Below are 12,829 nucleotides of genomic sequence, written 5' to 3' on the forward strand. Positions count from 1 at the left end.
GCACGCAACGATGGCGAGAGTACCTCGCCGCTGGCCTCGAGTTGCTCGACTATGCTCATGAGCCACAATATGTAGTGGCCAACATGAACGAAGTCCACAACTTTCGCGCATGGCCCCTGAACGGTTACCTCGCGGCTACAAAAACACGCAGTCCGCCTTCGCGGACTTCATATCTGCCCGAACGAAAACGCGTCCGCGGAAACCATCTCCCGGACGCGTTTCGTTTGTGATCCATCCCAATCACACCGACCCGTCGACCGCATCGATGCGAAGTCTGCGAAGGCGGACTGTGTGTCGTTGTAGCCGCGACTTCTTCAGTCGCATCGTCTCGCACCGAATCACATCAAAATCCCCAACCGTCGAGCATCTCACGCCACCGCCTTCGGCTTATCACTCGGGGAATCTGCCGCGGCGAGGCCGACCCGGCTGCGCCACCGCCCGTACGCGAAGTAGATCACCATCCCCATCGCCAGCCACACGAACAGCCGCGTCCAGGTGGCGCCGGGGAGCGACACCATCTGCGCCACGCAGGAGATGATCGCCAGGATCGGCACCCACGGCATCCACGGGGTGCGGAAAGGGCGCTCCAGCTCTGGCCGCGAGCGGCGCAGCACCAGCACACCCACGCTCACCAGCACGAACGCCAGCAGCGTGCCGATGCTCACCAGCTGGCTCAGCACGCTGATCGGCAGCAGCCCGGCCGCGACGGAGACGACGCAGCCGGTGATGGCCGTGCTCACATGCGGCGTGCGCCAGCGCGGGTGCACGCGCCCGAACGCGCCCGGCAGCAGCCCGTCGCGGCTCATGGTGAAGAAGATCCGCGTCTGCCCCAGCAGCGTCACTAGCATGGTGCTGAACAGGCCGAAGAGCGCGCTGATCTTGATCACGGGCGAGAGCCACGTCAGCCCCGTCGAGTCGATCCCCACCGCCAGCGGGTCGGGCACGTTCAGCCGCGAGTAGGGGACGATGCCGATCAGCACGGTCGCAACGAGGATGTAGATGACGGTGCAGATGGCGAGCGAGCCCAGGATGCCGACCGGCAGGTCGCGCTGGGGGTTGCGCGCCTCCTGCGCCGCGGTGGAGACGGCGTCGAAGCCCACGTAGGCGAAGAACATCACCGCCGCGCCGCGCATCACCCCGCTCCACCCGAACGAGCCGAACTCGCCGGTGTTGGGGGGGATGAACGGCGTCAGGTTCGCGCGCCGCACGAACGCCGCACCCGCCGCCACGAAGACGAGCAGCACGGCCACCTTCAGGATCACCAGCGCCGTGTTGGTGTTCGCCGACTCACGGATGCCGATGGCCAAGAGCATCGACACCACCAGCACGATCATCGCTGCAGGGAAATTGAAGACGCCGTGCGTCACCGTCCCGTTCGCGAGGGTGATGGAGACCTCGGGCGCGGCGGCCAGGCGCGGCGGCAGGTGGATCCCCAGGTCGCCCATGAAGCTGACGAAGTACCCCGACCAGCCGACCGCCACGGTGGATGCCGAGAGCGCGTACTCCAGCATCAGGTCCCACCCGATGATCCAGGCAAAGATCTCGCCCGCCGTGGCGTACGCGTAGGTGTACGCGCTCCCCGCGACGGGGATCATCGACGCCAGCTCCGCGTAGCACAGCCCCGCGAACGCGCACGCGACCGCCGCCACGATCATGGAGATGACCAGCGCCGGCCCCGCGTTCTGCGACGCCGCCGTGCCGGTCAGCACGAAAATGCCGGTGCCGATGACCGAGCCGATGCCCAGCGTGGTGAGGTTGACCGGGCCCAGCGAGCGGCGGAGGGTGCCGCGCCCGGCCTCCTCCTGCAACTCCTGGACGCTCTTCCGCGACAACAGGCCCATCCGCCGCCTCCGCGAGAGGGGATACCGTGCGGGCCAGGGCCGGCCCGGGGGGAGTACCCCGAACGGTATCCGTCGCGCCCTCCGCGGCGGTTGTCGTTTCGTACGGAGATTGTAAGGGAGTTGCGAGGCGGACCTCGCGAGAGGAGCCGTCAGGCCGGACGAGCGACGAGCATCTCCTCGGCCCACGTGCTGTAGCGCGAGACGTCCTTCAGCAGGTCCCGCCCTTCGTCCAGGCTGTAGTAGCTGCCGCCATACGAGACGTGGCTCTTTGCGTTCAGCACGCGCCTGAGCCGTCTCACCTGGGCGTCGTCCACGCGCTGGCCGAGGGCGTGCTCCAGGACCTCCACCGCGCGGGTGTGGTCGCCGTCCACCGACTTCACCTCGCGATACGCCACCGTGAGCGCGTCCGTATACGCGATCGCCGCGTGCACCGCGATGATGCCCAGCCCGTTTCCGTACTTCGGCTCGGCGATCACGTCGAGCGCCTTCGCCGTCTCCAGCAGCGCGCGTCCGATCGCGTGATAGCTGCTGGCGCGAGAGCGCACCTCCCGTTTCGTGCTTCCGAGTCTCATCGATCCTCCGTGAGTTCGGGCAACGATGCGCCGAGGAGCACGCGCCCCTCGGCTTCGATGTTCCGCAGCAGCGGGTCGCCGGCTCGCCACCGACGCCGCAACTGCACGTTCGGCATGACGAGCGCCGAGATGTTCAGCCCCAGCGTGCGCGCCGCTTCCTGCGCCACGTCGTCCAGCGCATCGCGCAGCCGGGCAGTCCCTCGCGTCGAATCCGCTACCACGAACAGGTCGAGGTCGCTGCCCGGGCGGGCGTCGCCACGGGCGGCGCTGCCGAACAATATGACGGCTTGGACGCGCTTGATCAAGCCTTTCGCAGCCGTGTGATTCTCTATTAAGGCACGAAGAGAGCTAAGTCGTTGCCCCTCAATCTGGAACAGAGCTGACAGCGCAGCGGTGACGTGATGGGCGCGATTCACCCGGTAAAGCCGTGCCCCCCGGATGCGTTCCTCGTGCAGGACCCCGAGCTGCGCCAACTCCGTAAGGGCTTGCAACGCACCGCCTTGAGAGCGCACGCCGGAGAGCAGCTTGGCCTCGCGTCCCGACACCGCCGAGGTGAGCGGAAGGAGCGCCCGCAGGATCTTCACCTTGGCCGTCGAGCCGAGCACCGCATCGAGAACATTGGTCAGCATGGCACCCCACGCGTCAACGGATCAAGAACCAAATCTGGGTCGTGTGAACCTTATTTAGTCCGCTTGGTCCAAAAAAGGACCATATGGTCCTAATCTAGCTCGCTCGCCGCGCATCTTCAATGGTTTCATCACAGCGCGATGCGGTAGCCGGCTTTCCAGACGGTGACGATGTGGCGGGGATCGGCGGGATCGTCCTCGAGCTTGCGGCGGAGCTGGGCCACGTGCATGTCGACGGTGCGCGTCATGACGGCGGCGCGGTGGCCCCACACCTCGGCCAGCAGCTCCAGCCGCCCGGCCACGCTCCCCTTCCGCCGCACCAGCGCCATCAACAGGTCGAACTCCTTCGGCGTCAGCGCCACCTCCTCGCCGCGGCGGCGGACGGCGCGCGAGCCGGGGCTCACCTCGATCTCGCCGATGGTGACGACGCCCCGCTCGGCGGCGGCATCCCCAGGTGCCGGCCGCGCCCGGCGCAGGAGCGCGCCCACGCGGGCGAGCAGCTCCAGCAGCCCGAACGGCTTGGTCACGTAGTCGTCAGCGCCCAGGCGGAAGCCGAGCACCTTGTCGCTCTCCGCGCCACGCGCCGTCAGGATCAGCACGGGCACGTCGCGGCCCTCCTCGCGCAGCGTCTTCAGCACGCGGTAGCCGTCCATCTCCGGCAGCATCAGGTCGAGGATGACAAGGTCGGGCGCCAGCTCCCGCGCCGCGCGCAGCCCTTCGGCCCCGTCGCGGGCCACGGTCACGCGGTGGCCCTCCAGCTCCAGGCTGGCCGTCAAGCCGTACGCCAGGTTGGCGTTGTCTTCCACCACCAGGATGCGGCTCACGCGCGCGCCCCCGCGGCAACGGCGGCGTCTCCAGGCACGGGCGACGGGCCGGCATGCATGGCGTACGGCAGCTCGATCCAGAAGCGCGCGCCGCCGCCCGGGGGCTCGCCCACGCCCACGCGGCCGCCGTGCAGCTCGACCAGGTCCTTCACCACGGCCAAGCCGATCCCGCTGCCGCCGGCGGCGCCCTCCGCGTCGCGCGCGAGGCGGTGGTACGGCGCCCACACGCGCGGCCGCTCCTCCCACGGAACGCCCGGCCCCTGGTCGTCGACCGAGATGCGCAGCGCCAGCCCGCGCAGCCCCGCGCGCACGCGCACCGTCTGCCCCGGCGGGCCGTACTTCACGGCGTTGTCGAGGAGATTGAGCAGCACCTGCCGAAGCGCGTCCGGGTCGACGCGCACGACGATGCCGTCGTCGGCCTCCACGGCGAAATCCACCTCGCGCGCACGGGCGAGCGGTGCGAAGGCGTCTACGATCTCGCGGACGAGCGGCGCGGCTTCCACGGGATTCGGCTGCACCCGTGCGGCGCCGCGCTGCGCCCGCGAGAAGTGGAGGATGTTCTCCACCAGCCACGACAGCCGGCGGCTCTCCTCGGCGATGATGCGGACGGAGCGCGCGCGCTGCTCGTCGGTGGGAAGGCGGCCGGAGTCCAGCAGGTCTGAGAATAGGCGGATCTGCGCCAGCGGCGTCCGCAGCTCGTGCGACACGCCGGAGACGAACTCGTCGCGCAGCCTGACCAGCTCCTGCTGACGGCGGAGCTGCACGATCGCGACGCAGACGAGCGCCATCGTCAGCCCGAAAACCGTCAGCAGCAGCGGCAGCCGCGTGCGCGGCCCCTGCGGCGTCGCGCCGACCACCGCGTCCGCGCGCACCGAGACGCGGGAGGTGAGCCCGGCGAAAAGGCCGCCCAGCGGCTGGGCCACGTCGCCGCGCGCCAGCGGCTCGGGGGGATACGCGCCGATCTTGGCGTCCACCCACGCGCCGTCGCGCGCGGCGTTCGCGGGAAGCGGCGAGCGCCACACCACGCCGCCGTCGGGCGTCGACACCGCCGCGGCCACGGCGTCGCGCTGGCCGGCGGCGCGCACGGCGCCGGGGAGGAGCGCGCCGGCATGGTAGGCGTCCTCGAACGCGGCGGGCGCCAGGCGCGCGGGATCGAGCAGGAGACCGGCCGCCCGCCGCCCATCCTCGCCCACCACCACACGGTAGATAAGGAGATGACGTGTACCGGAGATGAGGATCGGCTCGATCCGGAGGCTGTCCCCCGGCGCGCGGGTGGCGGTGATGCGGCCCATCCCATCCCCCCGAAGCCACTCGGCCACCGCAGGCGCGGCGGAGATGTCGATCCGTCGATCTCCATCTCCCGATGCCGCGGCGACGGCGCCCTGGACGGCATTCGCGCAGGCGCACCACGCCAGCGCCCGCGAGGCGTCCGCGGCCAGCGCGGCGGCGTCCGCGGGCCGGCGCGCGAGCACGTCCCCCAGCGACGCGGAGATGCGCCGGCGCAGGGCGTCGTCCGCGCGCCGCTCCAGCTCCCACGTGGCGAACGACGCGTAGCCGCGCAGCGCCCGCTCGGTGGACCGTGCCTCGGAGCGCGCCGCGTCCACCGCCTGGTACGCCAGCACCGCCGACAATCCAAGCAGCACCAGCAGCAGCCCGACGGGAAACGCCGAGCCGGGGGCTAGGTGCGTGGAGCGTCGGATGCGGTTCATGGCGACGAGGGGATGCGGGATGCGCGGACCGGCTCACGTCTATGGTACAAACGAACCGGCCGCGCGGACCAGTGACAGGTGTAAGGGTTTGGTAAAGGCGCGAGGGGCGGCCGCCGTGGCCGCCCCTCGCCGCCGTGACGTTCCCTTCGCGTCAGCAGGGGAACGTCGGGACGCAGGAGTGCGGCTCGCACTTGGTGGGGTCGACGGTCCGCACCGCGCCGTGGAGAACGGCGTCCTCCGTCTTCTCGTCCGGCTCGAACGTGTCCACGCTCAACTCCTCGACATTCATCCTCAGCTTGTCCATCGTCGTCCTCCCTGGCTGCAGAGGTCTGGAGTGAGCCGTCGCGCGTCGCGGGGCGGCATGCCCGTCTGGGCGCCGCGCTTCCCGCCACAACTTTCCTTCCGCCGTGGACACGAACGTCGCCGCCCGGACAGCCGGTGTGACGGCATCGCGCTCCCTCAAGGCCCCGGCAGACGCGCGCACCGGAAAAGAAAACCGCTCCCGGGGAGACATCCCCGGGAGCGGTCCTGGTTCGTGCTCCGTAGCGTGATGGGAACGTCAGCCGATCTCGATCACGTACACGTCGTTGATGCCGGGAAGGTCGGACTTGACCGTCACTTTGTTCCCGCTGACGAACTTGCCGTTGGTCAGCCCGAGCACGCTGGCCGCGAGCGTGCCCTGCGACACGCGCAGCGTGGACGCCCTCCCGGTGCTGGAGGTGGTGATCACGAGCCGGTTGCCGCTGTCGAGGTCGGCGCTCGCCAGCGGGTCCAGCGCGATATTGAGCTGGTCCAGCATCTCGACCACGTCGGCGGGGTCGCGGAACGTCACCGGCTTGGCAACCCCGTCTACGATGAAAGTGAACGTCTTGTCGTCGAAGTCGTCGGGATACGTCCGCGTGGTCAGGTCCACCGTCCCGGTGAGAACCGCCGCCCCGTTGGTGGTGGCCACGTACGTCGGCGCCAGCCCGCCCGCCGTACTTCCCGCGCTCTTGCGGGTGAGCCGGATGGAGTCGGTGGCGTTCAGGTCGGGGAAGTAGAACGGCACCTCCGTGGTTCCGTTCAGCGTGATGGTGCCGCGGTTCAGGATCGCCGGTGCACCCGGGAGGGGATTGGCGAAGGCCGAGAACTCGATCTGCCGCGTGCGGAGCACCCCGGAGCCGTTCGGGAAGAAGCCGTACGTTCCCGTTCCCGACCCGGTGCCCACCAGCCGCTCGCAGACGTACACCGCCGAGTTGCTCTGGATGACGATGGCCACCGACCCCGCCACCGGAAGGTGGAAAGAGCCGTCCGCGATGTAGTGCCGGCTTCCGAGGCCGCCGGTGATCAGGACCTGGTTGGTGGCGGCCGACGACTTGGCCCCGATGGAGAAGTTCCGCAGCACCACCGAGCTTCCCGCCGGAACGTCTGCGAAGAGCGACTGCCTGGCGTTCACGGTGGTCAGCCCGTCGATGTTCACGTCCGACCTCGCGTACACGTCGTACACGTTGCTGATGCCCACGTAGCCGTGCAGCCGCGTGCCGGACGCGTACACGTTGACGTTGAAGCCGATGGAGGTGCTGCCGACGCACCGGACGTCGGTCCAACTGTCGCGGTACCCGTGGTCCACGCAGCCGTAGGCGCAGGCGCTGGCATGCACCCGCTCGAAGCTGCAGTCGATGCAGCCGGAGGTGGGCCCGTCGCCGCCTGCGGCGACGCCGGTGGTGCACCGGGTGGCCGCCAGGTTCACCCCGCTGCTGTTCCAGCAGTCCAGCATCGAGAAGCCGGTGGTGAAGCCGCTGACCGAGCAGCCGATGAAGCGCCCCGCCTCCTGCGACTCCAGGGCAAACCCGGTCGAGTTCGGCGCGTTGAGGCCCTCGGCGTGGCAATCGATGATCGTGTTGCGGTAGCCGCCGATGTCGAACGCGCCCGCCATGTCGCCGAAGGTGCCCGCCGACGCATCGATGCGCAGGCCGCTCACCACGCAGTCGGTGGCCGCGCCGAACTCGAAGGCGCGGTCGCCGGTGCCGGTGACCACCGCGCCGTTGCCGTAGATGCGGATGTCGCGCGGGCGCGAGATCACGCGGTACACCAGCGCGGTTGCTGCGGACCACGCCTCCAGCACCGCGCGGTCCAGCTGCAGCGTACCCGCGTCGGCCGAGAGCACGGTGTAGATCTGGCCACGCAGGTGGGTGTCGTCGATGATCAGGATCTCCGATCCCGCCTCGATCAGCGGTGCCGGAGGCGGCGGCTCCGGCTCCCCCGGGTTCTCCGGGTTCCCCGGATCTACCGGATCTACCGGATCCACCGGTTCCTCCGGCTCTTCCGGGATCGTGATCGTCACCTGCGTCGAGCCGACCACGGTGTCGGCGGCCAGCGTGGTCGACGTCTCGTCGAGCGTGACGCCGGCAAAGAACACGTTCTGCGTCTGCTGCCCGGTGAAGGAGAGCGTGGAGACGATCCTCACCCCGGGGTTCAACACCAGCGCGGTGCCGCTGGGCACCACGCCGGGGGTCGAGCAGGTATAGGCGCCCGGCGCGAAGACGATGGCGCGGGCGTCCGCGTTGGCCGCCATCAGGTCGTTCAGCCGCTGCCAATCGTCTTCCTCGCCCGAGGGGGTGAAGCGCACGGCATCGGTAACGTTCAGGAGCGTGCCGTCCTCCAGCCGCAGCGCCGGCGAGCCTCCGTTGGCCGCGTCCGCGAAGAGTTCCACGCCCGCCAGGGGCGCGGGTACGTCCGCCCCGGGGACGGAGGGAAGGGTGAGGGTGATTACCGTATCCGTATCCGACACGAGCGATTCTCCTTCTGGAGACTGGAAAAGGCGGCGGCGGCTCCGAAAGGATGCGGGGAGCATCCCATCTTCGCCGCCGCCGGTGGGTCGTGGCGGCTCCGGCGCGGAGAACCCCGCAGCGGAGATTTGCCACACGCGATGAACGTCCGTACTTCCTGCATCCGGACCGACCCGACGAGCCACCGACATCCGTAGATCCACGCGGAACGGTTGCAGCCGGGAACACCGCGCGTCCTTAACAAGACAACCGTGTGGCCCGATCGTTAACACCTGAAGTCACATTCGCCCTGCCGTGCTCGCCACCACCCGTAAGAAGGCACGGAGAACCGATCGCGGTCCTCCGTGCCCTCTGTGTGAAATCCAGGATTGTCAATGCTCGAACCGGAGTTGCGAGATCACTCCGGCAGGGCGTCCGCCGCGGGGACCCCGTCCTCCACGTCGAAGGGAAGCGCCTGCGGGTCCTCGGCGTCGTCGTGCTCGGGGGCGGCGGCCTGGAGCGGCGCCGGGCGGGCGTCGAGGATGGGCCGCATCTCTGCGAACGAGGGCGTGAAGAGCGAAAGCTGGTCCGGCGCGGCGAACAGCGCGGCGAAGTCTTCGGGCCGGAGCGCGCGGGCCAGCCGCGACGCGTAGTTGTCGCGCAATACGCGCGCGTAGTGGTCCACGTCGTAGTCTCGCGGGTCGGCCCACTCCACGACGTCGTCGGGGGAGGGGACGACGCCTGCGCCGCCGCCCTGCGTGCGGTACACGCGCACCCGGTCCCCCACGCGCCAGTGCGTGCGGCCGCCGGCCAGCAGCGCCTCGTACGGCAGCTCGCGGCGCGACACGCTCGTCTCCGCGTAGCGCGCGGGCGACTTGGTCAGCCGCACCCGCGACGACACCTCGTACGTGGGCAGCTCGCGGCGGCGAAGCGCGTCCAGCGTATGGAGATACACCTCGCGCACGCCGGCCAGGTCGGCGGCGAAGAGGCGGGGGAGCGCGGCGCGGAGGAACGCCTCGCCGAATGGCTCCGCCCGGCTGGAGCGGAAGGCCACGCCGCGCAACTGCAGCGCGCCGTCGTAGCCCAGCAGCGCGTAGTTCTTGGGCTCGTGCGACAGCATCGCCGCGTATCGCCCCTCGAACTCCAGCTGCACCAGCGGCGGCAGCAGCGCCGCGACCTCGGCCACGACGCGGCGCTCGTCCGCCTCCGTCCACCCCTCCGGCACGGCGAAGTACACGCCGTCGGTGTCGGCCTCCAGCAGCGTCACGCCGCGCCCGGCCAGCGCGCGGCAGATGACGGCCAGCGTCTCGCGCCCGCGCCGCGTCACCTCGTTGGCCGCGTGCACGTCGGCGAAGCGCGTCAGCTCGCCGCCGGCGGCGAGGTAGCCGTAGGCCGAGTTGACGACGAGCTTCATCGCCGCCGAGGTGGCCTCCTGCGCGTGGCGCTCGGCCGAGCCGGGGGGCGCCGCGCGGGCGGCCGCCTTGGCCTGGAGGCGCAGCTCCACCAGCCGGTCCACCATCGCCAGCAGGGCGCCCAGCCGGTCGCGCTCCGGGCCGATGCGGTAGGCGCGCATGAGCGACGGATACAGGCTGGCCACGTCCGCCTTCACCACGCGCCGCGCCACGCCGGCGGCATAGAGGTGCAGCGCGGCGCCGCTGTGCGGCGTGCCGTCGGCCGGCTCGTGCGCGGGGAGCGCCGCGCCGGCGCGCAGGTAGGCGCGCACGAGCAGCGGGTCGATCACCCCGGTGGCCGCGCCGGCGTCGGCCAGCCGCTCGTAGCGGCGCGGCGCCATGCGCGCCAGCGCGAAGGCGGCGCCGCCCAGCAACCGGGCGAGCGCGGCCACCTCCTCCACGTCGTCCGTCGCGTAGCGCCGGATGCGCTCGGGGTCGCGGCGGTACACGGTGAAGATCTCGCGGCCCGGCACGTACTCGCGGTCGGGCGCGGCGATGCCGAGGTGGCGCGCCACCGCCTTGAGGCCGTGCCCGGGCAGCTCGCGCGTGGCGAAGTCGTAGCGCCACACGGCGTCCAGCGTGTCGATCAGCTCGCGGCCGGGGGCCATGAAGCGCGCGCGGCGCCGGCCGTCGCCCCACGTGGGATCCGCCGGCGTGCCGCGCCGCGCGGCGCGCTGCCGCAGCCCCAGCGCCGGCAGCCGCCCGAGCGCCAGCGGCACGCCGAGCCGGCGCGCCCGCTCCTCCAGGAAGGGGAGGTCGAAGCCCTGCAGGTTGTGGTTCTCGATGACGTCCGGGTCGGCCGCCGTGACCGCCGCCACCAGCCGCGCGATCAGCGCCGCCTCGGCCGCGTCGTCCTCGCCGTCGGCCTCCAGCGTGAACGCCTCACCGCGCGGGTCGCGCACGGCGATCATGAAGATGCGGTTGCGGCGCGCGTCCAGCCCCGTGGTCTCGAGGTCGAACTGCAGGCGGTGCAGCGCGTCGAAGGGGAGGTCGCGGAAGTAGGTGCGCCCCGTCGCCACCAGGTACTGCTCGTCGGGCGGCAGGCAGAGCAGCTCCTCGCGCGGCAGCTCGCGCACGTGCGGCACGACGCGGCCGAGCCGCCGCCCCGCGCCCTCCAGCAGGGCGGCGGTGAGCGTGTGCAGGCGGTCCGCGCTCACCAGCCAGCGCAGCGCGCCCGGGCCCTCCAGCTCGCGCCAGGTGACGGGCGCGCCGGAGCCCGCGGGGCCCAGCGCGTCGCCGAGGTGGCGGAGGTCGTCCAGCCGGTCGAGGAGGAGCCAGGGGCGGAAGCGCGCGTCCTCGCGCACCAGCGCGCCGCCACCGGGCGGGCGGCGCCAGACGGCGGCGCGGCCGTCGGGCTCGGCCCACACCGAGACGATGCCCGGCGTGGGATCCCAGCCCCAGAGCCATTCCTCCTCGAGCACGGTCATCGTGGCGTGCCGGGGACCAACGACGACGGGATGAACGGGAGAGATGACGGAAACGGAGGAACGGCTGACCGCCTCACCCCTCCACGGCCCACTGCGGGTTCCACACCACCTCCCAGAGGTGGTCGTCGGGATCCGCGAAGTAGCCGGCGTAGCCGCCCCAGAAGGTGTCGTGCGCGGGCTTCACGATCCGCGCGCCGGCCTGCACTGCCTGCGCCATCACCGCGTCCACGTCCTCGCGCCGGCGGACGTTGTGGCCGATCGTGAAGTTGGTGGGGCCGTGCGCCGACCTCGGGAGCCCGGTGTCGTGCGCGATGTCGTCGCGCGCCCAGAGGGCGAGGCGGAGGCCGGCCTGCAGGTCGAAGAAGGCGACGGCGCCGTGCTCGAACTCGCGGCCGACGATGCCCGGCGTCTGCAGCCCGAGCCCGTCGCGGTAGAAGGCGACGGCGCGCTCGAGGTCGTCGACGCCGAGCGTGAGGACGGTGATGCGTGGTTGCATGGCGAGGGCGGTGTGGGAGGGAACGGTATGGTCATCATCATCATGGGCGCCGCGGGCGCTGGCAAGACGACCGTCGGGCGCGCGCTCGCCGCGGCGCTCGGCTGGCCGTTCGTGGACGCGGACGACGTGCATCCGCCGGCGAACGTCGCGCGCATGCGGGCCGGCATCCCGCTGACGGACGCGGAGCGTGCGCCCTGGCTCGCCGCGCTCGCCGCGATGATCGCCGACGCGGTGGCCGGGCGGCGCTCGCTGGTGCTCGCCTGCTCGGCGCTGACGCGGGCGTACCGGCGCCGCCTCGTGCCCGGCGGCGCGCCGGCCGCGCGCGACGCGGTGCGCTTCGTCCACCTGCACGCCACGCCGGCGCTGCTCGCGGCGCGGCTCGGCGGCCGGCCGGGTCACTTCTTCCCGCCCGCGCTGCTCGAGAGCCAGCTGGACACGTTGGAGGAGCCCGGCGTGGACGAGCCGGCGCCGGTGGTCACGCTCGACGCGGCGGCCGCGCCCGCCGTGCTGGTGGCGGAGATCCGCGCCGCGCTGGGCGTGTGACGGAGGGCGCTACTCCGGCCGGTTGCGCATGTGGTCGGCCAGGGCGTGGAAGCGCTCGCGCAGGTGGGCGCGCAGCGCGTCGGGCATCGGCTGCTCGTCCAGCGCGCGGTCCATGCACCAGAGCCACTCGTCGCGCTCGCGCCGTCCGATGGCGAAGGGGAAGTGGCGCATGCGCAGGCGCGGATGGCCGAAGCGCTCGACGTACACCGGTGGGCCGCCCGTCCAGCCGGTGAGGAAGAGGCGCAGCTTCTCGCGCGACGCCCTGAGGCTGGCCGCATGGAGGGCGCGGACGGCGGTGGCCTCGGGGGCGCTGTCCATCAGGTCGTAGAAGCGGTCGACGAGGCGGCGGATGCCGGCCTCGCCGCCGAGGAGCTCGTAGGGGGTGGGCGCGGGCGCGGGAGCGGTCATGCGTGAAATCTAGGGCCCCCGCGCCCACGCCCGATCGATCGGCGTCGATGGCGCGACGTGGAGCGCCGCTACCGCTTCCGCTCCGTCCCCTCGCCCTTTGCCGGCTGGCCGCGCTTGGGCGCACCGGCCTGACGCGTGCCCTCGGCCGGCATGTCGCCCTTCTTGGGCGCCGGGCGGGCGCTGCC

Annotated in this window: 11 protein-coding genes; 1 reads left to right on the forward strand and 10 read right to left on the reverse strand. The window is 71.6% G+C overall.

The genetic code is table 11. The features are described 5' to 3' along the window. Window positions 1-368 precede the first annotated feature (368 nt). From VF092_31500 to VF092_31540, 9 genes are all read right to left on the reverse strand, one after another. On the reverse strand, window positions 369-1,841 hold the full coding sequence (locus VF092_31500) for an amino acid permease (GenBank protein HEX6751863.1): 1,473 nt from the start codon (window positions 1,839-1,841) through the stop codon (window positions 369-371). 149 nt (window positions 1,842-1,990) lie between these two features. Then, window positions 1,991-2,413 carry a hypothetical protein gene (locus tag VF092_31505; protein HEX6751864.1) on the reverse strand — a complete coding sequence of 141 codons (423 nt, stop codon included), beginning with the start codon at window positions 2,411-2,413 and terminating at the stop codon, window positions 1,991-1,993. Continuing rightward, window positions 2,410-3,042 carry a nucleotidyltransferase domain-containing protein gene (locus tag VF092_31510; protein HEX6751865.1) on the reverse strand — a complete coding sequence of 211 codons (633 nt, stop codon included), beginning with the start codon at window positions 3,040-3,042 and terminating at the stop codon, window positions 2,410-2,412. The genes VF092_31505 and VF092_31510 overlap by 4 nt, the downstream gene beginning before the upstream one ends. Window positions 3,043-3,170: 128 nt before the next feature. Then, window positions 3,171-3,863: a response regulator transcription factor gene (locus VF092_31515; protein HEX6751866.1), complete on the reverse strand. Its 693-nt coding sequence runs from the start codon at window positions 3,861-3,863 to the stop codon at window positions 3,171-3,173. After that, window positions 3,860-5,572, reverse strand: a complete 1,713-nt coding sequence (locus VF092_31520) for a HAMP domain-containing sensor histidine kinase (GenBank protein ID HEX6751867.1) — start codon at window positions 5,570-5,572, stop codon at window positions 3,860-3,862. Before VF092_31520 ends, VF092_31515 begins: the two co-directional genes overlap by 4 nt. 151 nt (window positions 5,573-5,723) lie before the next feature. Further along, entirely contained in the window at window positions 5,724-5,876 is a 153-nt protein-coding gene (locus tag VF092_31525; GenBank protein HEX6751868.1) for a hypothetical protein, read from the reverse strand. Between the two features lie 255 nt (window positions 5,877-6,131). Continuing rightward, window positions 6,132-8,342 (reverse strand): hypothetical protein, encoded by a 2,211-nt coding sequence (locus tag VF092_31530; GenBank protein HEX6751869.1) that lies wholly within the window; start codon window positions 8,340-8,342, stop codon window positions 6,132-6,134. 395 nt (window positions 8,343-8,737) lie between these two features. Then, window positions 8,738-11,197 carry a ribonuclease H-like domain-containing protein gene (locus tag VF092_31535; protein ID HEX6751870.1) on the reverse strand — a complete coding sequence of 820 codons (2,460 nt, stop codon included), beginning with the start codon at window positions 11,195-11,197 and terminating at the stop codon, window positions 8,738-8,740. A gap of 73 nt (window positions 11,198-11,270) precedes the next feature. Beyond that, window positions 11,271-11,693, reverse strand: coding sequence for a VOC family protein (locus tag VF092_31540; protein ID HEX6751871.1), 423 nt, complete (start codon window positions 11,691-11,693; stop codon window positions 11,271-11,273). Window positions 11,694-11,720: 27 nt separating this feature from the next. Between VF092_31540 and VF092_31545 the strand changes: the two genes are divergently transcribed. Beyond that, window positions 11,721-12,236, forward strand: a complete 516-nt coding sequence (locus tag VF092_31545; protein HEX6751872.1) for a gluconokinase — start codon at window positions 11,721-11,723, stop codon at window positions 12,234-12,236. 9 nt (window positions 12,237-12,245) lie between these two features. On the opposite strand, the gene VF092_31550 is transcribed toward VF092_31545, so the two are convergent. Continuing rightward, on the reverse strand, window positions 12,246-12,644 hold the full coding sequence (locus tag VF092_31550) for a group II truncated hemoglobin (GenBank protein HEX6751873.1): 399 nt from the start codon (window positions 12,642-12,644) through the stop codon (window positions 12,246-12,248). Window positions 12,645-12,829 lie beyond the last annotated feature (185 nt).

Origin of the sequence: Longimicrobium sp. (assembly GCA_036377595.1) — a bacterium.
Classification (GTDB): Bacteria; Gemmatimonadota; Gemmatimonadetes; order Longimicrobiales; family Longimicrobiaceae; genus Longimicrobium.

What these genes read in the sequence shown, in the direction of transcription:
- VF092_31500 (HEX6751863.1), bottom strand. Translation starts at nt 1,841, where the DNA reads ATGGGCCTGTTGTCGCGGAAGAGCGTCCAGGAGTTGCAGGAGGAGGCC.
- VF092_31505 (HEX6751864.1), bottom strand. Translation starts at nt 2,413, where the DNA reads ATGAGACTCGGAAGCACGAAACGGGAGGTGCGCTCTCGCGCCAGCAGC.
- VF092_31510 (HEX6751865.1), bottom strand. Translation starts at nt 3,042, where the DNA reads ATGCTGACCAATGTTCTCGATGCGGTGCTCGGCTCGACGGCCAAGGTG.
- VF092_31520 (HEX6751867.1), bottom strand. Translation starts at nt 5,572, where the DNA reads ATGAACCGCATCCGACGCTCCACGCACCTAGCCCCCGGCTCGGCGTTT.
- VF092_31525 (HEX6751868.1), bottom strand. Translation starts at nt 5,876, where the DNA reads ATGGACAAGCTGAGGATGAATGTCGAGGAGTTGAGCGTGGACACGTTC.
- VF092_31535 (HEX6751870.1), bottom strand. Translation starts at nt 11,197, where the DNA reads ATGACCGTGCTCGAGGAGGAATGGCTCTGGGGCTGGGATCCCACGCCG.
- VF092_31540 (HEX6751871.1), bottom strand. Translation starts at nt 11,693, where the DNA reads ATGCAACCACGCATCACCGTCCTCACGCTCGGCGTCGACGACCTCGAG.
- VF092_31545 (HEX6751872.1), top strand. Translation starts at nt 11,721, where the DNA reads ATGGTCATCATCATCATGGGCGCCGCGGGCGCTGGCAAGACGACCGTC.
- VF092_31550 (HEX6751873.1), bottom strand. Translation starts at nt 12,644, where the DNA reads ATGACCGCTCCCGCGCCCGCGCCCACCCCCTACGAGCTCCTCGGCGGC.